This is a genomic window from Clostridium sp. UBA7503, from assembly GCF_002477055.1.
GTDB lineage: Bacteria > Bacillota > Clostridia > Clostridiales > Clostridiaceae > Clostridium_J > Clostridium_J sulfidigenes.
In genome coordinates this window covers 1-22195 of the sequence record NZ_DLNT01000007.1, presented here as the reverse complement: position 1 = coordinate 22195, position 22195 = coordinate 1, and the positions used below count along the sequence as shown (strand labels likewise).

Genomic DNA, 22195 nt, shown 5'->3' with positions numbered 1-22195 from the left:
TTACTCTAAATCAGACTGTTATTATTTTGCATACTTAGTAAATTAGTAAAATCTAAACTATTTCTCTAAGCCTGCAGCTTCTCTTATTTTATCTATATTCTTATCTTCTTTATTTTTCTGAAGCATCATGTAAACATATATTGGTATTCCTACAAGCATTAAGATAAATCCATACATTACTACATCAGCTCCTGTTCCATATATAGCATATATAGAATAAGCAAATGCAAGTAATGAGAAGAATGAACTCTTTAAGAAGTTTATAAAGCTAAAATCTTTTGATTTCTTACATAGTAATACTATTTCAGCAGCGGCTGAGAATGTGTATGCTGGTAAGAATGATAATGTAGCTAGTAATATCATAAAGTCAAAGGCACTTCTAAGAGACCCTACATAGTTCATTATTAATAGTAAATTCATGCATACACTTCCTATAACAAGAGATGCCACAGGAGTATTAAATTTAGGATTTATACGTTTAAATATTGCTGGGAATAATCCATCTTCAGCTGCTCCAACGGCACTTCTAGCTGTTGTTAATAACCATCCAGAAGTTGCTCCTAAAGTAGAAATTAATGCACCAGCTGCTATGAAAGTTCCCCCCCATGAAGCTCCTGTAGCTTTTTTTATAATATCTGCTAGTGGTGCATCTGAGTTTGCAAGAGCTGATTGATCCATAGCACCCATAGAAACAATACTCATTACTATATATATAGCAGACACTATTAATATTCCATATATAGTACTTTTTTTAATATTTTTCTCTGGATCTTTTATTTCTCCGCCTGCTACTGTAGCACTTTCTAATCCTACAAAAGCCCATAGTGCTATAGCTATAGCTGATGGTAATGTTCCCATTCCACTTACTTCTGGACTAGATACAGTCTTCATATAGCTTGGATCAAAATTTAGTGCCGCAATTACAATAAATACTACAAGTACTGCAATTTTTAATACCGTTGATATAACCCCTATTTTTCCAACATATTTTACACCATAGATATTTATTAATGTAAATATCCATACTACTGCAGAAGATATCAAGAATGCTGCTAGTGGATTGTTTGCAGCTGGAACAAAGTATGTAAAATAACTCATAAATGCTGTAATTATAGCAGCATTCCCTACCCACGCACCTATCCAAAAGGACCACGCAATTAGAAAACCTGCAAAATCACCAAAGGCAGCTCTTGTATAAACAATAGGACCTCCAGTTTTAGGCATTTTCGATCCTAAATTAGCAAAGCTTAAAGCAATAAGTAATGATCCTATTGAAGTTAAAACCCACGCTATTATAGCCACTTTCGGGTTTGTTACTCTTGCGAAACTTGCCGGTGACATAAAAATTCCTGAACCTATTACATTTCCAACTACAATAGCTGTAGCTGCAGCTAGTCCAAGATCTCTCTTTAATGAAGCATCAGTTTGAATTCCGTCTTTTTTAGCCATTTTTTTCCCCCTATAATTGATTTCATTTAAAAGTAGTTAATTTACTTTTAGAAACCTTAGACATTAATTTTTCCACTCAATTATCTAGTTTAATTTAATCGATTACAAAAATCAACCTATTTTTAAATAATTTTTTATTATTTTTAAGGGGATTTTATCGATATTTATACACAGATTATATGTTTAATGTTTATTGTGAACAATATTGTATTAAATGAATTTTTATCCATAATATATTTTCTACTTTCTATATAAAATTCTTCATAAAATCCATCATTAATTTTCATTAATATGGAACAAAACTCTATGAAGATACATTCTCCATAGAGTTTATTTAAAATTAATATTTAAATTATCTTGATATTGTAGCATTCACTTTAACTGTATTCTTTTTTAGTATAAACATTAAAAATCTTATAAGCACATATAATACTATAACAGTTGCAATTACCTCTTGAAATTTAACTACATATTTCAGCCAAAAAATTTCTTTTCCAGCTTTAATCAAAAATCCATTAGTACCCTTCATTGCAATTGCGCTTATTACCATAGGGAATGTAAATGCAGCATAACTGGGATAAAATTTAAGTTTTAACCCTTGTACAAGATACACTATTCCACATATATATAATACCATTACCAATACTGCTAAAAACATCACCATATTAATATTCTTTTCTGAAAAAGAATTTAAATATGCAGCAAGTGTAAGTGCAGCTGGAGCTGCAAATATTACTGTAGTTGGGAACGCTGGTTCTGGAATTCCCTTTACTATAAGGGTTCTATAACCTAAAACAGGAACTAGTACAATAAGTGAAATAAAGGCAATCCAGAAAAAAGCTTGTCCTAGTTCAGCTAATTTAAATGCTGGTGCAGTTATTCCACCTACACCTATTCCCACATAAACAATAAATGTACTTGGAAACATCTTCTTAATATCAAATTTAAATATGAAGTTTTTAGTATAAAATATTATTAGGCCTATATGTATTAGTACTCCAATCCACCATAGAATAACTCCAGATGAGAAAGATATTTCTTTTAAATATGCAGATAAAAGCATAACTCCCATGGAGTAAGTAGGTATAACTGCTGCAATAACAGGATTTTTCACTTCTTCTTTTACATTTTTCCAGCAAATTATAATCTTTATTGTAAGAAGTATTAATATTATTGTAGATATCACTCCAAGGATATTTTTGAATACTATATTGTATGATGATAATAAATTTCCTAATGAAGCTAAAGCTAGCATTAAAGCTGCCATTGGCAGTGGTATTTTTTTTATATAATTCATACTCATCTTCCTCAACTATTCATCAATATTTTCAATATTTAATTCTCTTACAATAATTTCTGCAGCCTTCTCAGCCATTTCTCCAGTAAATCTTATGCATTGTGCTTTATGCTCACCAGATGCCATATCCATACCTTTAGTTTGTACACTGCAACATAAGCATTTATGCTTTTGTTTAAAACTATCTTGTAATTCATAGGCTAACTGTAAAGCTTTAACGCTCTTAGGATCCTGAGGATTACTTCCTTTAGTTCTTCCAAAAAAATATCCAAGACATAAAACAGCTCCTGTAACAGCTCCACATGTACATTTTGATTTTCCAATACCTACTGGAAATCCAGAAGCCATGGCAATCATTTCATCTGGCATGTCTACTTCAAAGTTACTTTTAATAGATGCAACTATTGCTTCTGAACAATAAAACTCACCTTTTCTGAAATGTTCTTCTGCAATCTCTCTAACTTTTTTCACACTAATTTTTTCAATCATTGCATATACCCTCTTTCATACTTAATTCATCTTCATTATAACTATTTGCTAATAAATAAACTTTAATAATTATAATATTAAATAGTTATATTTTATCCATTTAAATTTCAAATAGGCTATGAATTAATATTAGGTATTTGCCAATCAATCTCCTTTTGTCCAAAAGACTTTAATATATCGTTAGTCTTAGAGAAATGCTTACATCCCATAAATCCTCTAGTAGCAGATAAAGGACTTGGATGTACTGAAGTTAAAATACAGTGATTAGGATTTGTAATAAACCTCATCTTTTCCTTTGCATTATTTCCCCATAATAAAAATACCATAGGCTTCTCCCTTTCATTTAATAATGTTATTATTTTATCAGTAAAATTTTCCCATCCCTTATTTTTATGTGAATTGGCTTCACCTTCTCTTACTGTAAGCACAGCATTTAAAAGTAGCACTCCTTGTTTTGTCCAAGGAACTAAGTACCCATTATTAGGAATATAGCATTCTAAATCATTTTTCAATTCTTTATACATATTTAAAAGAGATGGCGGAATTCTAACTCCAGGTTGAACTGAAAAAGATAATCCATGTGCCTGACCAGCTCCATGATATGGATCTTGACCCAATATTACTACCTTAACATTCTCATAAGATGTATATTTAAGAGCATTAAAAATATTATTCATATCTGGAAATATATTTCTAGTTTTATATTCATTAATTAAAAATTGTCTTAATTTCATGTAATAAGGCTTATCAAACTCACCTTTTAACTTTTCATCCCAAGAGTTTCCTATATTAACCATTGTTAATCATCCTTTCTATTGATTACTTAAGTAATTATATTTATATAATTACTTATAAAAGCTTTTATGTCAATGACTCTTATAAACAGAGTTCTTTGCTTCAGAGGAAGCTTTACTCTAATTTAAAGAAAATGTGAGTATTACAGCTAATAGTCGTCGGATAAAGAAAGCCCTTCTGCTACTTTGCAGAAAGGCTTTCACCATTTATTATAACAATAAAATCATTATACTATCATGATATTATTTCCGGTAATTACCCCGTTCCTTATCCCATGATATTTCTTCAGAAAATTCTTCTTTAAATTTCCTTAGTTGCTGCTTTGTTTTGGGGTTAGTAGCTATATGTGTAGATTGATAAACATTCTTCATAAGCTATTCCTCCTTCAAATTTTCGTTTCTATGAAATCACCAAAACCTTCAAAGGCATGAAAACTTACTACAAAACAAATAATGATTTTATTGGTATGATAATATTATGTCACCAAGTAATTTTTTTATGTATTTATTAAATAATTTTTTATTTTTAAAATCACATTCCACTTTAAATTGTATACTATAATAATGTAATAATATTAAGGAGCATGTTATGTTCATTAGGAAACCTTACGATATTAACTTACAAGATTTTAACACTAATAGATACTTATATGACGAAGACGACAGCAAAAAATGCTATGATGAACGAATAGTACCTCCATTTTTCCCTGGAGGTTCTAGCCCATCAGCACCACCATGGAATCAACCACCAAGACCTCCAGTATCACAACCCGGTTCACCTTCAAGTCCACAATCTGGAGGACCTCCAGGACCTCCCCCAAATATGACGCCTAAGAAATCATTTTCTTCAGGACCACAGACTAAAGCTGTATCCCCAGGATCTATAAGACCTTGTAGATTCCAATTTGTATATATCTGGCTTCGTAATGGAGATTCTTTTTGGGCATGGCTTATTAATGTAGATAGACGAACTGCCTATGGATTTAGATGGACTGGTTGGAGATGGGTTTACTTTGGTATAAGCCTAAATAGAATAGATTACTTTGAGTGCTTCGGTAGACGTTATACCCCACCAGAAGATAACCTTAAGCCTACCCTAGAAACTCAAGTATTATCACCTTCACAATTTAAACTTGAGTATCCATTTATTCAAAATACTGAAAATGGAGATGCTATTAGTGTAGTGAATCAAGAAATTATTGATTCATTGAATTCTTTATGGCTTAATGAGGTTTTAGTTCCTAAAAAAGTTAACTTTACAACAGTAGAAAGTGCTTACGAAGTTCCTCTAAATTCAGACGGTCTATTAAGCATAGTAATGTCTTTGTACACAGAAACTGAAGATAATCCAACTGGAAGTATTTTGTTTACTTCTTTAACTATGGATGTTAATACTGGAGAGGCCTATGACTTTGGTAACTTATTTAATAATAGCATGAACTATACTGAAATTGTTAGTGATATAGCTACACAAAAAGCTAATCAAATGAATGTAAATTTCACTACCCCATATACAGGAGTCGCAGATACTCAAAAATTCTATTTAACTCCTGAAGGCTTAGTATTATATTACCAAATTAATGAATTTACACCAGCCTCTAGTGGATTATTTAGAATTACTATCCTTTATAATGAACTTTCTAATATTTTACATCAAGAAAGCCCGCTACTTCGACTTATTCAAACTCAGTTCCGTTAATGAATTACTATATTATTTAACACTTATTATTTTCAAATTAATAATTTATTTATCGAGTAGGACTTATTTTAAAGTAATTTTAAATAAGTCCTTTTCTTAATTTATTCTTAAATTTTATATGTTCTATCACTGTAATTTTCAATAGAGCGTTTAACTAAGTCATATTATTTAAAAGAATATATTATATTGATATCTTTAACTGTATAATAGTATTATATAAATATAATTTAGTTTAGAAGGCAGGTTTTAAATTATGTATAACTATCTCACTGAAAAATCACTTCAAATTCTAAAAGATGAACTTGAACATAGAAAAAATGTAGTTAGATTTCAGATAAATGAAGAATTAAAAGAAGCTAGAGCTCACGGAGACTTAAGTGAAAATTTTGAGTATAAAGCAGCTAAAAAGAATAGAGCTGACAATAATAGACGTATGGCATATCTAGAAAAAATGATTAAAACGGCAAAAATAATAAATGATTACACATCAGAAAATCAGGTTGGCCTTGGAAAAATTATAACCCTAAGATTTCTAGATGATGATGAGGAAGAAGATTTCACCATGGTAACCACCGTTGAATCAGATCCTCTTAATAATAAAGTTAGCATAGAGTGTCCTTTAGGAAAAGCGTTATACAAAAAAAATTTAGGTGATAAAGTAGCAGTTACATCTCCAGACGGCTCTTATAATGTAATCATAGAAAAGATCCAAATGATAAAATAATAAAAGTGGCTATGTCAAAATAATCTAAATCTCATTTTGACACAGCCTTCTACTTTGTATTAAATCACTTCTACAGATACATTTTCTTCTGATGTATTATCGAGTAATAAATTCTTCTTCTTAGTCATGTAATATAAAATCATCACAATAGTTATTCCTTTAAGTACACTACTCATACTAATGCTCCACCAAACTCCATCTATGCCTAAAAGGTTTGGTGATGATAATATCATAGATGCTGGAACTCTAAGTCCTGTCAATATAATGCTTACAGCTGCAGGTATATACGTTCTTCCTAAACCATTAAACATTCCTACTGTTGTAATTTCAATACACATAAACAATTGAGAATACCCTAGGATTCTTAAATAATCTGTACCTAATCTTATAGCTTCTTCTTCTTTTATGAATACTGAAAAAATTCCTTTTCCACCTATTATTAATACTAGAGTTGCTAAAATTCCAACTACACCTGCTATTAAAATAGTAACTTTATAGCCTTCCTTAATTCTATCATGTTTTTTAGCTCCATAATTTTGTCCTACAAAAGAACTAAGGGCTGTTGAAAATCCACCTGCAGTCATCCAAGTTATTGCTTCAATTTGAACTCCTACTTTTTGTACTGCTATAGCAACTTCGCCAGATCCAGCTATTACCCTTGCTATTAAAATAGAAAATATAGTAAATAGTCCAGTTTGAGCTCCTGACGGAATTCCTAATTTACATATAGTTTTTATAGCTCTAAAATCAGGTTTCTTTAATATGGTAAATTTCAAATATTTTTCTTTACTCTTTAAAATAGATATTAAGAAACAAGTTACAACTATACTTTGTGACCCTATGGTTGCTAAGGCTGCTCCTAAAACTCCCATTTTTGGAATAGGTCCCATACCAAAAATTAAAATTGGGTCAAATACTATATTAACTACTAAACCAACAGTGTTAATAATAAAGGGTGTCTTACTGTTACCCGCTCCATTAAATATTGCTGTTAGTACTGGTATTAAATTTGTTATAACCATCCCCATAGCTATTGTAGCTAGATAAGTTTCTGCCATAGATATAACTTTCATATTTTCTAACTGAAAAAAGGCTAAAAACTTACTTCTAAATAATAGTATTATTATTCCCATGATTAAGGATAAAACTATATTAATTTGTAGGGCACTAACAATATAATTTCTTGTAGCTTTTTCATCTTTACGTCCCAAGCTTTGAGATACTTTTACCTCTGCACCTACCTTAGCTATCATGGTAAGAGCTGCAGCTAAATTACTAAAAAAACCTGCTGTTCCTACTGCTGCTACTGCCGTACTTCCTATTCTTCCAACCCAAAGCATGTCTGTTAGATTGTATGCCATTTGGATAAATGAAGTTGCCATAATAGGAAGAGCTAATTTAACTAGCTTTCCACTTATAGACCCTTCTGTTAAGTCTATTCTTTTCTCCATAATATCAATCCCCACCACTATAAAATTTTATGCTATTAACTGCTCATTAATATTTCTACAACACCCCAATAAATATTTTACTTCGTACTACGAAGAATGTCTACATAATTTTAATATGTATTTTTGTTGAAATTATTTATCATTGCAATTTTTCCTAAAAAAATTTGAAATAATAAAAATACCATGATTTATATATAACTAACTTATTATATATAAACCATGGTTAATTACATATTTAATTTACATACATACATTCAATCTACTTTTTCAAAATCATTATATCCTCTATAGTAGCCCTATCTACTACAATATTATCACCTAATATTTCTCTAACTTTATCAACTTGTGATGTCAACCCTTCAAAACCAAATCTATTTTTACTTATACCCTCAAAGTATCTCTCCACTTCCTTTGTAAGTATATTGCAGTCCCCCTTAATAATTTTGTAGGATTCCATTATTTCATCCTTTGGTTTTGAGAATATAATACTTCCATCCTTTATAAAAGTAATATAATCTGCTATTCTTTCAAGATCTGAAGTTATATGAGTAGATATTAATACCCCCATATTTTCATTTTCTATTAGACTTTGAAGTTCTTCCAAAACTTGGGATCTAACCACTGGGTCTAATCCCACAGTAGGTTCATCCATTATTATAAACTCTGCTCCATGGCTAAGGGCTATACATAATGAAAATTTCATTCTCATACCTTTAGATAATTCTTTTAGTTTTTTATCCTTATTAAGCTCAAACTTATTTAAATAATAATCAAATTTATCCTTATCCCACTTACTATATAACATAGAAATCATGTTACCATTTTCTTTTAAAGACATATGATCATAATAGCATACTTCATCATAAACAAAACCTATTCTATCTTTTATTTCCCTTTCAAATTTAATGTTATCTTTATCAAATACCTTTATATATCCACTATCCTTCTTTACTAAATTCATTATAAGTTTTATTAGTGTAGTTTTACCTGCTCCGTTTTCCCCAATTAACCCCATAATAAATCCCTTAGGCAACTGTAAAGAAACATTATTTAACTTAAAGTTTTTATATTTCTTACATAAATTATCCACATATAATATATTATCCATCACTTTCCTCCTACTATAGGTTATATTCTTCAGCAAGCACCCTTAAACTTTCTATGATTTCTTCGACTGATATTCCAGCTTTAGAACCTTCCTCTATTGCCTTAATTAGATACTCTTCCATATTTCTCATAATAGATTCTTTTAAAAGTTCCTTATCTTGAACATTTACAAAGGATCCCTTCCCTGGAACTGTGTATATAAAACCTTCTCGTTCTAGCTCATCATAAGCTCTCTTAGTTGTAATTACACTAATTCTCAAATCTTTAGCAAGTCCTCGTATGGATGGCAACGGCTCATTAGGTAATAACTTATTTGTTAGAATATCGTCCTTTATTTGTTTTTCTATCTGAGAATATATGGGTTCTCCTGAAGAGTTGTTTATTATTATATTCATTAAATTTCCTCCAAGTTTAAATGTATTCTATAAATTTTTATCTAACTACAAATCTCTCTTTCTATATCCAATTATAGATAATACTATAAATAAAAAATATATCATAATTCCTATTAGAATAATACCTATAGCTAAATACACTCCATGAATTGTGCTTTCTAATAAATAATTACTGACTCCTATGAAAATATCAGGACTTATCTTATCAATAAACTTCAAAATAAATATAGGCACATTTATAACTGCAATAATAATGATTGCGGAGTATTTTGCAGCAACGCCATAATCATATCTGTAATATATAAAATTTGTAATACCAATTATTAAACAGTAATATATAAAAGATAAAGATTGAATAATATAGATTATATTTAATTTTTCTTTACTAAAATTTCCCACTAAAAATACTATTAACATAAGTATGGATGAACATAAAATATAAACTATTAAATAATATATAAATTTACTTATAACTACATCAACTCTTCTTACCGGAAAGCTATTAATTATTACATCATAGTTTCTTCTCATTTCATCTGTGGCTGTAAATTTGTTTGAAATTAAAGGCACTATGAAAGTCCCAAATAAATAAATCATAAGTGTAGCTTCAAAGCTATACATAGAAGCAAAACATAATGCTATTCCTACAACTAAAAGAGCAATAGTATAGATATATCTACTAGTTATAAAGTCCTTTTTTAAAAGCGCTCCCATAAATTCTCCTCCTAAAAATCTTTCTTTTCATAAATAACCACTGATATAGTAGCAATTAAAGCTAAAATACCTAAGACTAATGCAATTAATATAATATTACTCCCTACAGTATTACTTTGGAATATCACTAAGAATCTTTCTATGCTAGACAGCCACTCAGGTATTGGTTCCCCTTTAAGATACTCACCTATAGTTAAAGTTCCTGCCATTATAACAAAGAAGATAATAAAATAAAATATCCTTGCAACCTTTATTCCTAATGAAAAATATACACAATAATAAAGAGCCACAAATATAAGAATATAACTAACAGTCCCCTTAATTACAGATGGAGGCAATTTTAAATACTCTACTGGATATATCATATAAACTAGATTATTTAGTAGTATTGCTACCATTGTTACTATGGTTATCCATATAATAGAAAACATAAACTTACCTAATACATAATCACTTCTTTTACAAGGACTACTAAGTATACTAATATGAATCTTATCTCTAGATTCCATTTCAGTAAAGGCTATACTAATTACTCCCCCCATTAGTAAAAAATAATTAAATAAGCCAGCTCCTTTATTCCCAATTCCAAACAATATAACTACTAATATCATTATCAGTCCACTTTTATTACTATATAGATTAAATATTCCCCTTAAATCTCTCATGGCCATTTTCCACATTTATTTTCTTACCCCCTTATTCATAGCTACCATAATTTCCTCTAAAGATGGTTTTTCACTAATAATTTTCTGCCTTATGCTTTTTTCAATGTTTTCATCTTTAATTATGCCTTCAAACCCATAAAGTGTTTCTCTCAATCCATGTATAACTTTTTTATCAAGTTTACTTAATAAAGCTTTATCCCCTTTAATTATTTTATACTCCTCCATTAATTCACTAGTAGCTTTAGAGAAAACTATCTTTCCCTTTTGTATATAAGTTATATAATCTGATACCTTCTCTAAATCAGAAATTATATGACTAGAAATTAAAATACCTACATTTTCATCTTGTATGACCTCTTGAAATACATCTAAAATATCACGTCTCATAACTGGATCTAGTCCTGAAGCCGGTTCATCTAGTATTAAAAATTCTGCATTATGACTTAATGCTAAAGCAATGGCAAATTTCATTTTCATTCCTTTGGACAATTCCTTCACCTTTTGCTTTTTATTTAAGTTAAACTTCCTTAAATAATTATCAAAAACCTTTGTGTTCCAGCTTTTATAAAAGCCAGAGATTATTTTTTCATTATCCTTTATAGAGTGATTTTCATAATAAAAACATTCATCATAAACAAAGCCTATACGCTCCTTTATCTCTCTTTCATGGTCAATATTATCTTTACCAAAGATTTTAATTTCACCTTCATCTCTTTTTAGTAAATTCATAATTAGTTTTATAGTAGTTGTTTTACCTGCTCCATTTTCACCTATAAACCCCATAATATATCCTTTATCTAAACTAAATGAAATATTATCCAACTTAAAATCTTCATATTTTTTAGTCAAATTTTTTATTTCTATTATTTTATTGGACAAAGTAACACCTCCATTAATTTTTATAAATTTTAATTTAAAGTTAAGTTTACTATAACTACTGTTTAATTCTGTTAATATTCAGTATGTACAGTGCTTCTAAAAAAATTAAGCTAAATAGCTTCTTTATACTAACAGTATATATTGTTTATATACACTATGTCAATGCTAAATTTAATTTATAGTAAAAACACCTAAGCATTGGCAAGCCACTAATGCTTAGGTGTTTTTATTTGCATATATGTTAAACTTATTATATTTTAAAAATTTATATTAAAAATAATATGATGCAGGATCTACATTGGTTCCATTTATAATAACCTCAAAATGTATGTGAGGTCCTGTAGCCCAGCCCGTAGCTCCAACATTAGCTAGTTGCTGTCCACCAGATACGGTTTGTCCAACACTTACTGATAAAGATGAATTATGAGCATATAATGTACTAATATCTCCATGGCTAACTACAACTACCTTACCATATCCATTCATCTCACCTGCATATGTTACAGTTCCAGCTTTAAGAGAATATACTGGAGCACCATATGGAGCACCTATATCTATCCCCTTATGAAATTCTTTTCCTCTACCTACCGGACTAATTCTATAACCAAATGGAGATGTTATAGCATATCTAGTTCCCGTTATTGAATACATTCCATTAGTAGATACTTGACTTGAAGATGATCCATTATCTGACGGTTTATAATTTGATTGAGAATCCGAACTTGAACCTCCACGAGAAGGTCTGCTTGCAGCTTTTTCCATAGCTGTTATACTAGCTAAAATCTCTTTAGATTCCGATTCATTCTGAGCTAGAAGTTTTTCTGCCGTTCCTAGTTCATCTTCTGCTTTTGCCATAAGTTTTGTCTTCTCATCTTTTTTGGCATTTAATTCTTTTAAATTTGCATCTACAATAGCTTTTGCATTTTCTAAAGTTTTCTTTTCTTCAGAGGATGCCTTTATATTTTTATCTAACTCTTCTTGGTTTGCCTTATATTTATTAATTTCCTTATTGTCAAAAGAAATTAAAGTATTAATTATATCTATCTTTTCAAAAAAATCTGAAAAACCTTCAGCACTAAGTAGAATCTCTATGTAGCTTGTACCATTATTTTTATATAAAACTCTTAATCTTTTATCCATGACTTTTTTATTGGCTTCTAATTCTTTTTTAAGTTCACTAGATCTTTCTTCTAGCTCTTCTATTTTATTAGTTGACTGTGAAATTTGAGCTTCTAAATTATTTACTTCACTATATAACTTGTCCATATTGTTGTCTAATTCTGAAATTTCACTTAATATATTATCTCTATTTTCTTCTAACTCAGATACCTTAGCCTTATTACTTTCAATTTGCGTTTCAATTTCTTTAGATTTACTTTTTGCATCTGATAAGTCATCCGCTAACACTATTGATGACATTAAACTACAGCTTACAACTACCGCTGCTATAAATCTTAATTTTTTATTCATGGTTTTCCCCCCTAATGGCACCTTTTCTCCATACTTTTACCAATATCTATTTTTAATTCTAGCAATGTACATACCCCTTGTCAACATAACAAGAGGTTTTGGTATAAATTTCATATTTATATGAAACATTCTAAACTTTTTATTAGGCTCTATCTTTACTTAAAATGATAAATTGAAAAATAAAAACTCTAGGCATTAATCTAATATCCTAGAGTCTGTTTACTGCATAAATATTTATTCTATTACAGAACTATCTTCTACTTCTGATTCTATAGTTTCAGGTTCTATGATAGTTTTTTCTTCATCATCTTCTAGAGCTTCATTTTTCTTATTTAAGGTTATTCCCTTTACCAGCTCTACAAGGTCTATACCAGTTAAGGAATTGATAACTTCTGGAACTTCAGCCATGATATTAGCTATGTTCTTTGATACCTTAGCTGCTCCCCCTTGACCTCCATTGTCAATAATGACCATCTTTTCAGTTTTTGATAATGGTTCTGCTATATTCTTTGCTACCTCTGGAAGCTTCTCTGTTAACATTTGAATAATAGCTGCATCTCCATATTCCTTATAAGCTTCAGCCTTCTTCTTCATAGCCTCTGCCTCAGCCTTCATTGCATCTGCATTAGCCTCTCCTACTAATCTTATAGCATCTGCTTCTGCCATACCTTTAATTTTTATTGTTTCAGCCTCTGCTTCTGCTCTCTTAATCATCATAAATCTCTCAGCTTCTGCCGCTTGCTCAGCCCTATATTTATCAGCTTCTGCTACTTTTTTAACTGTAGATTCAAGTTCTTTCTCTTTTTTACGTACTTGTTGCTCTGCTATATCAGTTTGTCTTTGTTCTTCAAATAATTCTGCATCCTTTAAGGTTTCTACAACTTTCTTATGAACTATATTCTTTTCAACTTCATAAGCAAAGTCTGCCTTAGCTTGCGCCTTTTTCTCTTCTTCTTTAAAGGATTGAACTTTTAATTCCTTCTCTTTATTAGCTCTAGCAATTTCAGCTTCTGCAAATATTTGTGCTTCCATTCCAAGTCTCTTTGCTTCTGCAGTTTTTTGCATTTCTTCTCTCTTTGCTTCAGCCTCAGCTATAGCTGCATTTTTCTTAACTTCTGCTATTTGTCTAGCACCAAGTGCTTGAAGATATCCCTTAGTGTCGTCTATGTCTCTAATTGTAAAGGTCTTTATTTCAAGACCCATTCTTTCAAGATCTGACTTTGCAACATTTTCAACTTCATTTGCAAACATTTCTCTGTCTTTGTATATCTCTTCAATACTCATTTTTGAAACTATTTCTCTTAGTTTACCTTCCAGTACATCCTGTACAGTTCCCTTCATTACTTCAATAGTTTCTCTTTCTTTTCCAGTATTAAATTGCTCCATAGCTAATAATACACTTGCAGAATCTGATTTAACCTTTATTATAGCTACTCCATCAGTATCTATAGGTACTCCATTACTATCTAAGGATTCATGAGTCTTTACTTCAACCTTCATGTTTTCAAGTGATAATCTATTAGTTTGTTCGAAGAATGGAACAACAAATCCTCCCTTACCACTTATAACCCTTCTCTTAAGTCCCGTAACCACAATAGCCTTATCTTGGGCTGCCTTCTTCCAAGTAATACAAATAATCCAAATAATGGCTAATGCTAGAATTATCCATCCCAAATTGTCAGTAAAAATTTCTAATAGTTCTCCCATTTACACTTTCCCCCTAATTATTTTAGGCATCCGAAAATAAATAATAAGTCAAAGATGGGAAGTATATTTTGAGTTAGACAAGGAAACGGATTCCGCAGATAGTAGCACTATCTAAGGGTTCTGTTGACGCAGTATAACACAAAATATACGAGCATTCTGGCCTATTTATTTTTTGAAGATGCCTTATATATCTTATGAAAATAATAACACATATATTACTTTCCATGAGAATATTAACTTAAAAATACTTAATATATACTTAAAATTACACCACTTTCTTTAAATATAAAGAACTTATATAAATTAAATTTCAATTCCTACAATTCTCATTAAATATTTAGCATTTGTGGTATTAGATTTACCCGCCTTTAGTTTGTAATCAAAATATATTCTATTTTCTCTATAATACTCAGAAAAATGATAATTTTTTATTCCACCATGCTCTGAAAGACTACATAATTCTAAATCATGAGTAGTTAAAGCCCCTATAACTCCAGCTTTACTTAAATTTTTAATTACAGCTTCAGCTCCAGTAATCCTATCCTTAGAATTAGTTCCTCTAAAAATTTCATCAATAAGAAAAATCATATTTTTATTATTCTTTGCACCTTCAATAATTTCCTTTATTCTAATTAATTCTCCATAAAAAGTTGAAATTCCATTTTTCAAATCATCTGTTATCCTCATAGATGTATATATCTCTAATAAACTACACTCCATTTTCTTACTAAATACTGGTGCACCTACATAAGCTAAAACTAAATTTATACCTATAGTTCTTAAAAATGTAGTTTTACCAGACATATTTGATCCTGTAATTATAAATATATTTTCCTTCATACTTAAATCATTATTAACCCGTACATCTCTATTTATCAAAGGATGACCAAGGTCTTGTGCCTCTATTTTAGCACCCTTAGGATTTATTGTTGGTAATGTTACCTTTTCATCTATATGAATTAACACAGCAAGACTCATAAGTTCTTCTATAACTCCAATATTAGCAAGCCAATTTTCTATTTTATCACTATTTTCAGCCTTCCAATCCTCAAGAGAAAATACGCATTGATAATCCCAAAGAAATAGTATGTTTAAAGCTAAATATAACAATCCATTATTTCTCATATTCACTCTTTCTGATATATTAGAAAGTTTTTTTATAGCTTTAATTGATGAATCTTTATCTTTAAATAAATTTTCTTTTATATTCTTTAACTTTTTAGATTTAAAATCCTTATTCTCTATTAATTTTAAAATATTTAAATACTCTTCTAGGTTTCCTTTAAAATAATTAACTACTTCAAGAACTAAATTTAATTTTAAAGTAGATACTGTCCATATAATTGTTTGCACAATTAAAAATAAATACATCAACCAATTAAAATTACTCATTTTAAATATAAGGATTATTAAAGAAATAGGTATTGTAACTAAGGGCATTAAATATATAATCTTTTTAATTAATTTCGATTTTATAAGGACACCTTTATCTTCTACATATTTTATTAATTTTTCAGGAGTTTTTAATCTATTCCTACTATTTCTACCTATATACTCCATTTCCTCACAAAAATCCAAGTCATCAAATAACTCTTTTATAGCCTCTTGTCTTAATAGTATTTCATTATAATCAAACCTAGGTTCTAATAAAGAGTTAGCTAAAGATTTTCTTCCATGCCAAGTATTAGTTATATTTATTAATTGAAATAGTGATTCACTACCTACAATATCTAAATCAGATGCATATCTATGCTCCTTATTTACAAACTCTTCTCCTAAATCTTGAAAGTTTATCCACTGTCCAGAAATTCTTTGAAGGTATTTATCATTAATTTCAATCATATCCTCAGCCAGTTTTAATTTACTTTTTACTTTTCTATGATATATTACTAAAAATATAAAACTTCCATAAAAAACTATAGAAAAAAATAAAGCCCTATTTGTCACTTCTCCCTTTATTCCTCTATAAGTGAAATACAAGGCTAGTATCATTACTATTAATCTTAAATATCCGATTCTATCAAATTCTTTTTTATATTTAATAATATCATCATTATACTTACTTATTTTGCTTAAAAATTTATCTTCAACCACATTATTACTCCTTACTTTTTTTACACTTTAAAATCATCACTTTACCTATATCAATTTCTTATATATTTAACATAAGTTTAAATCTAATATTAAAACAGCAAATCCTCAAAACCCGCATGAACAGAACAAATAGTTAACTATTTATATAGTTTTATAGTTTTGTAGGTAAATAGTTTCCTATATAAAAATTTATATAGTTTTATAGGTAAATTCTCCATATATAGATAAGCTATTTTATATTATTTTTTCAGTTTAATTTTATGTTTAAATTATACTGTTGATCTTCACTGTTACTACATGTTATATCACATGTATATTATATCCAATATTTTTACTTATATCAAACTTATATAAAAGTGTAAATTATATTTACTTATTCATGGTTTTATAATATAATAGTAAAATAATGTATCGTGGGGGAGTAGTTTGCGTATAATGCTTTTATGCGTGACAAGTCAACATAATGATTAATTTTTTAATCTGGCTTGCCTTAAAGAACAAGACTCATGTATAGCTTAATTAAGATGTCTCTAATAAAAGAGATACTTTAAACTTTGCTATACATGGGTCTTTTATTATGTATGAGGAGGATAACTTAAAGTTTAATAAAATAAGATTAAGGAGTTTTTTAATGAGTACTATTGAAATTATAATGATAGGATTATGTCTTAGTATGGATGCTGCCGCAGTATCTATGACTAATGGTATGGTGTACAAGGATGCTACTAAAACAAAAATTATAGCTATGCCTTTATTCTTCGGCTTCTTTCAAGGGACAATGCCTTTTCTAGGTTATTATGCAGGAGGAATGTTCTCAGAAATTTTAAGTAAATATTCTGGTATTTTAGTTTTAATCATATTAGGATTTATAGGGGCAAATATGTTAAAAGAAGGCATATTCCCAGCTAAAGAAGAAGATGAAAATAAAGTTGTACCCCTTACCTACAAGCTTTTATTTTTTCAAGGAATAGCTACTAGTATAGATGCTTTTGCAGTAGGTATTGGCTTTAGCGCTATGAATATTGCTATTCTTCCAGCTATTTGTATCATCGGTATAACCACATTTATTTGTAGTTTTATTGCCATCTTCATAGGAAAGAAATGTGGAGATTTACTTGGTAAAAAAGCTGAAATATTAGGCGGAATTATTTTAATTATTATAGCTGTAAAGGCAGTTTTATAATATTGTTTACTATTTAAATATTGTTATAAAACCTTATAATAAATAGTATATTTGAGCATATTATATCTATGGAATATAAATTTAAAAGGAGATGATATGCTTGGAAATTACATTTCAAGGCAATCCAATTACTTTAAAAGGAATTCAACTAAGAGTAGGAGATAAGGCCCCTGACTTTACTTTAATTAATAATAAACTACAGCCTGTTACTTTACAAGATACTAAAGGAAAAAGAATCTTCGTAGTTGTTCCATCTATAGATACAGGTGTATGTGATATGGAAGTTAGAAAATTTAATGAGGAAGCTTCTAACCTTAATACGGTTACTATATACACCATATCAATGGATTTACCTTTTGCTCAAGGTAGATGGTGTGGAGCTGCTGGAATTAAAAATGTAATTACTCTTTCCGATTATAAAACTAGAGAATTTGGTGATAGATATGGAGTATACATCAATGAACTAGGACTACTTACTAGAGCTGTTTTTGTATTAGATGAAGATAATACAATTACCTATGTAGAATATTGTAGTGAAGTCACTGATGAACCTAACTATGAAGCTGCACTTAAAGCTGTGAAGTAAAGATATGCAACTATTAAATTAATATGTATTTAAAAAGTCCAGGATGCATGATAACATCCTGGACTTTAAACTTATATTTAAATTACTATTAGCTAAATTTATTTCTTCATTTGAAGAAAACCAGTTTTTAATAATTCTATTATTAAAATAAATATAGCTGCTAATACAAAAACATAGTATGTTAGTATTTTTTCTGTGCTAAATACTATAGCAAAAATTGTTGCTATAATACTTAATGCCATAAACATTATATTTATTTTAAAATAAATAGTCTTTCTAAATTTAACTGATTTTTTATACTTAACATAGGTTGAAATTATAAATGCAATTATTAATAAACTTAAGCTACAAATGAAATATAACCTTAAATTTATATCATCCCATTTATAATTTTGATAAGTAAAGTGTCTAACCAATCCCATTTTCTTATTGGATAAAGTATATATCACTGCTGTGAATATAACTAGTGAAATTTGAATGATAGTACCTAACCACTTTAAAATACTTTTCATAATCATATCAATTACCTAACTTCATATCTATTTTTGCAGTTCTCCAGTTGCTACTGGACCTGCTTTAGTTCCAGTGTTTCCACTCCATTCATTCCATCCACCATCATAAAGAGAGATATTTTCAATTCCCATTACATCAGCATACCATAGAACTTCAGCTGCTCTCCAACCTGTTCCACAGAAGAACATTAAGTTTTTATCTGTTGTAATACCATATTCTTTCCACATCTTAAGAATTTGATCCCCACTAACCATGGTATTGTCTTCATTTCTGAAGTCTTCCATACTAGCGCTATCACTACCACCATGACCCCATAGCGAACATACAGGACGTCCTGTTGGTTTAATATAACTATATCCTGAAGTTTTTCCTATATACTCTTCCCAACTTCTAATATCTACTAATGTATTTTCTTCTGGTTTATCTACTGCTGTAAGTGCTTTATCATAATCAACAATATAATCCTTATTTAATGGAGCATCTGCACCAAAGGATTCTACTGCGACCTTAGGATTAGATTTAGTTTCTACCTCATAGCCAGCATTTGTCCATTTGTTAGTTCCACCATTTAATAATCTAACATCTTTTACTCCTAAATACTTAAATATAACTGCTGCTCTTGAAGCTGCACAAGTATCTCCACCATATAATACGATAGTTGTATCTTTAGTTACACCATTTGCTTTAGCAAATTCTATAAGCTTATCATCTGAAAGACGATTCCATAGTGGTCCTTCTTCTAATTCATCTGTGTTGATATGTATAGCTCCTGGAATATGACCTTTTAAATAATCTAGAGAATCTTTTTCTTCTCCCCATGAAACTTCAAATATTTTAAATTCTTTTCCCTCATAGGTTTCTGGTTTCTTTCCATCTACTAAATCTTTAACCCATGATGCTGGAACTAACATTTGATAATTAGGATAGGCTACCATAAGATTATTTTCATCTTTTGCCCATTCCTTAACATCATATGTATATAAATTTTTAAATCCTTTTTTAGATAAATAATCAGCTACTTCTTTTGCATCTTCGCCATTTGCATCATAAAGAATAACATTTTTATCAGCTGATATTCCTCTTGCTTTTAAATCCTTAACTAAATTTTCTTCTTTCTTTTCTGTATCTGCATTTAGCCAATCTGCTGAAAAATCTACTGCACCTTCGATATGTCCGCCTCTTTCAACACCTTCTAATTTCCAACCATTATATGCATCATTCGTTCTTGTATCAACAACTATCCACTTATCATCTTTAATATTTTTTGTTAATTCTTCAGTAGATATAGTTTTAATTTCTGAACTTGAACTTTTATTGTTTTCAGCTTTATCTTTAGTGCCACATGCTGTCATTGCTGCTATTGCTAGTGTTAAAGCTACTGATATTAACATTACTTTTATAGACTTTTTCATATTTTATCCTCCTTTATATTAATTGCTTTATAATTTTTCATTTGTAGCTTAGCACCTTTTATATGGCATGTAAATATTTTTTTATTTTATTTTAATTTAGTAATAGATAAACTTCTTCTATTTAAATTTCAAATAGAAGAAGTTTATCTATAAATTCATTTATATTATCTTTAGATATTTTTTCACTTATCTAAATTATAAAATTTTATTTTCTCACATTGTTAGTAATGTTACTTAGGGTGTTAGTCTGGTTCTATCTCTTGGAATTAGTGATGCTTCTCTTACATTTTCTAATCCCAATAGCTGAACCGTTAACCTTTCTAATCCTATGGCAAGTCCTCCATGGGTCGGCATACCTTGTTTAAATACACAGGTATAACTACTGTAATTTTTTGGGTTAAGACCTTTATATTCTATATTTTTTATTAGCTCATTATAATTATGAATTCTTTGTCCTCCAGTAGTTATTTCAACTCCTCTAAATAATAAGTCAAAGCTGTAAGTCTCTAACTCTCCACAAGGCATTGTGTACATTGGTCTCTTTCTCCTTAGGTAATGGGTTAAAAATATGAAATCTGAGTTTAACCTTTCCTTAGCATATCGATAAATAAGTTTTTCACCCTCTGGGTCAAGATCTCCATCTAAGTTCTCTTTGCCGTACTCTTTTTCTAATATATTCAACGCATCCTTCAACTTCATTCTAGGTATTTCTCCTCGGATTTCTGGAATTTTAACTTCTAGTATCTCTAAGTATTTATTTCCCTCTTCTTTAACCTTACTTAAAATATACTTTAATAGTCTTTCTTCCATGTCCATAACTTCTCTTTCATCTTCAATAAATCCCATTTCAAAGTCCATACTTATATATTCATTTAAGTGCCTATTTGTATTATGCTGTTCTGCTCTATATACATGAGCTATCTCAAAAACTCTTTCAAAACCTGCACCTACCATCATCTGTTTATAAAACTGAGGGCTTTGAGCTAGATAAGCTTCTCTTTCAAAATATTTAACCTTAAATACCTCTGTTCCTCCTTCTGCTCCTTCAGATACTAATTTGGGTGTGAATATTTCTGTAAATCCTTCCCTAGTTAAAAATTCTCTAAATCCCTGAACTAGTATATTTTGAATGCCAAATACTGAACTTATCTTTTCATGTCTCAAACTTAATACTCTATTATTTAACATAGTGTCTAAATTAATGTTTAGGTCTTTATTATTAACTTCTATAGGAAGTTCCCCTATTGTAGAATTAATAACTTCAATACTTTCAATTTCAATCTCAAAGTTATTTAATTTATTTTTTCCCTCTTTAACTACACCCTCAATAGAAACTACAGATTCTGTTTTTAACTCCATTTTTTCAGCAATAGAATTTTCAGCTACACATTGCACTAGACCTGTTCTATCTCTTAATACTATAAAAGTAATAGACTTTAACTTTCTAACACGATAAATCCATCCTGATATTTTTACTTTCTTATTCATATAATCAATTAAATTATTTACTAACACTCTTTTCATTGTTATACCTCCAAAATTTAAACAATCGAGTAGGAGCTGAATA

21 protein-coding genes are annotated in these 22195 nt (G+C 29.4%); 4 read left to right on the top strand and 17 right to left on the bottom strand.

Features of this window, described 5'->3' with window-relative positions; translation table 11 throughout:
* Window positions 1-57: 57 nt before the first annotated feature.
* The 5 genes from B3630_RS01410 to B3630_RS01390 form a co-directional block, all read right to left on the bottom strand.
* A complete protein-coding gene (locus tag B3630_RS01410) occupies window positions 58-1449 on the bottom strand; it encodes an amino acid permease (RefSeq protein WP_346894858.1) in 1392 nt (463 codons plus the stop codon).
* A gap of 352 nt (window positions 1450-1801) precedes the next feature.
* Window positions 1802-2746 carry a TDT family transporter gene (locus tag B3630_RS01405; protein WP_346894856.1) on the bottom strand — a complete coding sequence of 315 codons (945 nt, stop codon included), beginning with the start codon at window positions 2744-2746 and terminating at the stop codon, window positions 1802-1804.
* A 15-nt stretch (window positions 2747-2761) separates the two neighbouring features.
* Complete coding sequence (locus B3630_RS01400; protein ID WP_346894854.1) at window positions 2762-3235, bottom strand: C-GCAxxG-C-C family (seleno)protein; 474 nt, start codon at window positions 3233-3235, stop codon at window positions 2762-2764.
* 116 nt (window positions 3236-3351) lie between these two features.
* Window positions 3352-4032 carry a uracil-DNA glycosylase gene (locus tag B3630_RS01395; protein WP_346894852.1) on the bottom strand — a complete coding sequence of 227 codons (681 nt, stop codon included), beginning with the start codon at window positions 4030-4032 and terminating at the stop codon, window positions 3352-3354.
* A 240-nt stretch (window positions 4033-4272) separates the two neighbouring features.
* Window positions 4273-4401, bottom strand: coding sequence for a hypothetical protein (locus tag B3630_RS01390; protein ID WP_346894850.1), 129 nt, complete (start codon window positions 4399-4401; stop codon window positions 4273-4275).
* A 217-nt stretch (window positions 4402-4618) separates the two neighbouring features.
* On the opposite strand from B3630_RS01390, the gene B3630_RS01385 reads away from it, so the two are divergent.
* Together B3630_RS01385 and greA are read left to right on the top strand one after the other, a co-directional pair.
* Window positions 4619-5728, top strand: a complete 1110-nt coding sequence (locus B3630_RS01385; RefSeq protein ID WP_346894848.1) for an RsiV family protein — start codon at window positions 4619-4621, stop codon at window positions 5726-5728.
* Between the two features lie 253 nt (window positions 5729-5981).
* A complete protein-coding gene (gene greA / locus B3630_RS01380; RefSeq protein WP_346894846.1) occupies window positions 5982-6452 on the top strand; it encodes a transcription elongation factor GreA in 471 nt (156 codons plus the stop codon).
* 59 nt (window positions 6453-6511) lie between these two features.
* Here greA and B3630_RS01375 read toward each other — a convergent pair whose 3' ends face one another.
* The 9 genes from B3630_RS01375 to B3630_RS01335 all read right to left on the bottom strand — a co-directional run bounded on the left by B3630_RS01375 (window position 6512) and on the right by B3630_RS01335 (window position 16934).
* A complete protein-coding gene (locus B3630_RS01375; protein WP_346894844.1) occupies window positions 6512-7903 on the bottom strand; it encodes an MATE family efflux transporter in 1392 nt (463 codons plus the stop codon).
* 259 nt (window positions 7904-8162) lie between these two features.
* Window positions 8163-9011 (bottom strand): ABC transporter ATP-binding protein, encoded by an 849-nt coding sequence (locus tag B3630_RS01370; protein ID WP_346894842.1) that lies wholly within the window; start codon window positions 9009-9011, stop codon window positions 8163-8165.
* Window positions 9012-9024: 13 nt separating this feature from the next.
* Window positions 9025-9405 carry a GntR family transcriptional regulator gene (locus B3630_RS01365; protein WP_346894840.1) on the bottom strand — a complete coding sequence of 127 codons (381 nt, stop codon included), beginning with the start codon at window positions 9403-9405 and terminating at the stop codon, window positions 9025-9027.
* A 45-nt stretch (window positions 9406-9450) separates the two neighbouring features.
* On the bottom strand, window positions 9451-10119 hold the full coding sequence (locus B3630_RS01360; RefSeq protein ID WP_346894838.1) for an ABC-2 transporter permease: 669 nt from the start codon (window positions 10117-10119) through the stop codon (window positions 9451-9453).
* A gap of 11 nt (window positions 10120-10130) precedes the next feature.
* Window positions 10131-10799, bottom strand: a complete 669-nt coding sequence (locus B3630_RS01355) for an ABC-2 transporter permease (protein ID WP_346894836.1) — start codon at window positions 10797-10799, stop codon at window positions 10131-10133.
* Window positions 10800-11663 (bottom strand): ABC transporter ATP-binding protein, encoded by an 864-nt coding sequence (locus B3630_RS01350; RefSeq protein WP_346894834.1) that lies wholly within the window; start codon window positions 11661-11663, stop codon window positions 10800-10802.
* Between the two features lie 270 nt (window positions 11664-11933).
* Complete coding sequence (locus B3630_RS01345) at window positions 11934-13133, bottom strand: murein hydrolase activator EnvC family protein (RefSeq protein ID WP_346894832.1); 1200 nt, start codon at window positions 13131-13133, stop codon at window positions 11934-11936.
* Window positions 13134-13367: 234 nt separating this feature from the next.
* The gene (locus B3630_RS01340; RefSeq protein ID WP_346894830.1) at window positions 13368-14840 is read right to left on the bottom strand and encodes a flotillin family protein; all 1473 of its coding nucleotides are present in this window, start codon (window positions 14838-14840) and stop codon (window positions 13368-13370) included.
* A 303-nt stretch (window positions 14841-15143) separates the two neighbouring features.
* The gene (locus B3630_RS01335; RefSeq protein WP_346894828.1) at window positions 15144-16934 is read right to left on the bottom strand and encodes a MutS-related protein; all 1791 of its coding nucleotides are present in this window, start codon (window positions 16932-16934) and stop codon (window positions 15144-15146) included.
* 631 nt (window positions 16935-17565) lie between these two features.
* Between B3630_RS01335 and B3630_RS01330 the strand changes: the two genes are divergently transcribed.
* Together B3630_RS01330 and tpx are read left to right on the top strand one after the other, a co-directional pair.
* A complete protein-coding gene (locus B3630_RS01330; protein ID WP_346894826.1) occupies window positions 17566-18117 on the top strand; it encodes a manganese efflux pump MntP family protein in 552 nt (183 codons plus the stop codon).
* Between the two features lie 100 nt (window positions 18118-18217).
* A complete protein-coding gene (tpx, locus tag B3630_RS01325) occupies window positions 18218-18703 on the top strand; it encodes a thiol peroxidase (RefSeq protein ID WP_346894824.1) in 486 nt (161 codons plus the stop codon).
* 98 nt (window positions 18704-18801) lie between these two features.
* On the opposite strand, the gene B3630_RS01320 is transcribed toward tpx, so the two are convergent.
* The 3 genes from B3630_RS01320 to aspS form a co-directional block, all read right to left on the bottom strand.
* Window positions 18802-19215 (bottom strand): hypothetical protein, encoded by a 414-nt coding sequence (locus tag B3630_RS01320; RefSeq protein WP_346894822.1) that lies wholly within the window; start codon window positions 19213-19215, stop codon window positions 18802-18804.
* Between the two features lie 27 nt (window positions 19216-19242).
* Entirely contained in the window at window positions 19243-20628 is a 1386-nt protein-coding gene (locus B3630_RS01315) for a sulfurtransferase (RefSeq protein WP_346894820.1), read from the bottom strand.
* Window positions 20629-20862: 234 nt separating this feature from the next.
* Window positions 20863-22152, bottom strand: a complete 1290-nt coding sequence (aspS, locus tag B3630_RS01310; protein ID WP_346894818.1) for an aspartate--tRNA(Asn) ligase — start codon at window positions 22150-22152, stop codon at window positions 20863-20865.
* Window positions 22153-22195 lie beyond the last annotated feature (43 nt).

Coding starts and splice junctions, on each gene's coding strand:
- B3630_RS01410 (WP_346894858.1), bottom strand. CDS start 1,449: ATGGCTAAAAAAGACGGAATTCAAACTGATGCTTCATTAAAGAGAGAT.
- B3630_RS01345 (WP_346894832.1), bottom strand. CDS start 13,133: ATGAATAAAAAATTAAGATTTATAGCAGCGGTAGTTGTAAGCTGTAGT.
- B3630_RS01355 (WP_346894836.1), bottom strand. CDS start 10,799: ATGTGGAAAATGGCCATGAGAGATTTAAGGGGAATATTTAATCTATAT.
- B3630_RS01330 (WP_346894826.1), top strand. CDS start 17,566: ATGAGTACTATTGAAATTATAATGATAGGATTATGTCTTAGTATGGAT.
- B3630_RS01390 (WP_346894850.1), bottom strand. CDS start 4,401: ATGAAGAATGTTTATCAATCTACACATATAGCTACTAACCCCAAAACA.
- B3630_RS01375 (WP_346894844.1), bottom strand. CDS start 7,903: ATGGAGAAAAGAATAGACTTAACAGAAGGGTCTATAAGTGGAAAGCTA.
- B3630_RS01405 (WP_346894856.1), bottom strand. CDS start 2,746: ATGAATTATATAAAAAAAATACCACTGCCAATGGCAGCTTTAATGCTA.
- B3630_RS01395 (WP_346894852.1), bottom strand. CDS start 4,032: ATGGTTAATATAGGAAACTCTTGGGATGAAAAGTTAAAAGGTGAGTTT.
- greA (WP_346894846.1), top strand. CDS start 5,982: ATGTATAACTATCTCACTGAAAAATCACTTCAAATTCTAAAAGATGAA.
- B3630_RS01385 (WP_346894848.1), top strand. CDS start 4,619: ATGTTCATTAGGAAACCTTACGATATTAACTTACAAGATTTTAACACT.
- B3630_RS01315 (WP_346894820.1), bottom strand. CDS start 20,628: ATGAAAAAGTCTATAAAAGTAATGTTAATATCAGTAGCTTTAACACTA.
- B3630_RS01320 (WP_346894822.1), bottom strand. CDS start 19,215: ATGAAAAGTATTTTAAAGTGGTTAGGTACTATCATTCAAATTTCACTA.
- B3630_RS01340 (WP_346894830.1), bottom strand. CDS start 14,840: ATGGGAGAACTATTAGAAATTTTTACTGACAATTTGGGATGGATAATT.
- B3630_RS01370 (WP_346894842.1), bottom strand. CDS start 9,011: ATGGATAATATATTATATGTGGATAATTTATGTAAGAAATATAAAAAC.
- aspS (WP_346894818.1), bottom strand. CDS start 22,152: ATGAAAAGAGTGTTAGTAAATAATTTAATTGATTATATGAATAAGAAA.
- B3630_RS01360 (WP_346894838.1), bottom strand. CDS start 10,119: ATGGGAGCGCTTTTAAAAAAGGACTTTATAACTAGTAGATATATCTAT.
- B3630_RS01400 (WP_346894854.1), bottom strand. CDS start 3,235: ATGATTGAAAAAATTAGTGTGAAAAAAGTTAGAGAGATTGCAGAAGAA.
- B3630_RS01365 (WP_346894840.1), bottom strand. CDS start 9,405: ATGAATATAATAATAAACAACTCTTCAGGAGAACCCATATATTCTCAG.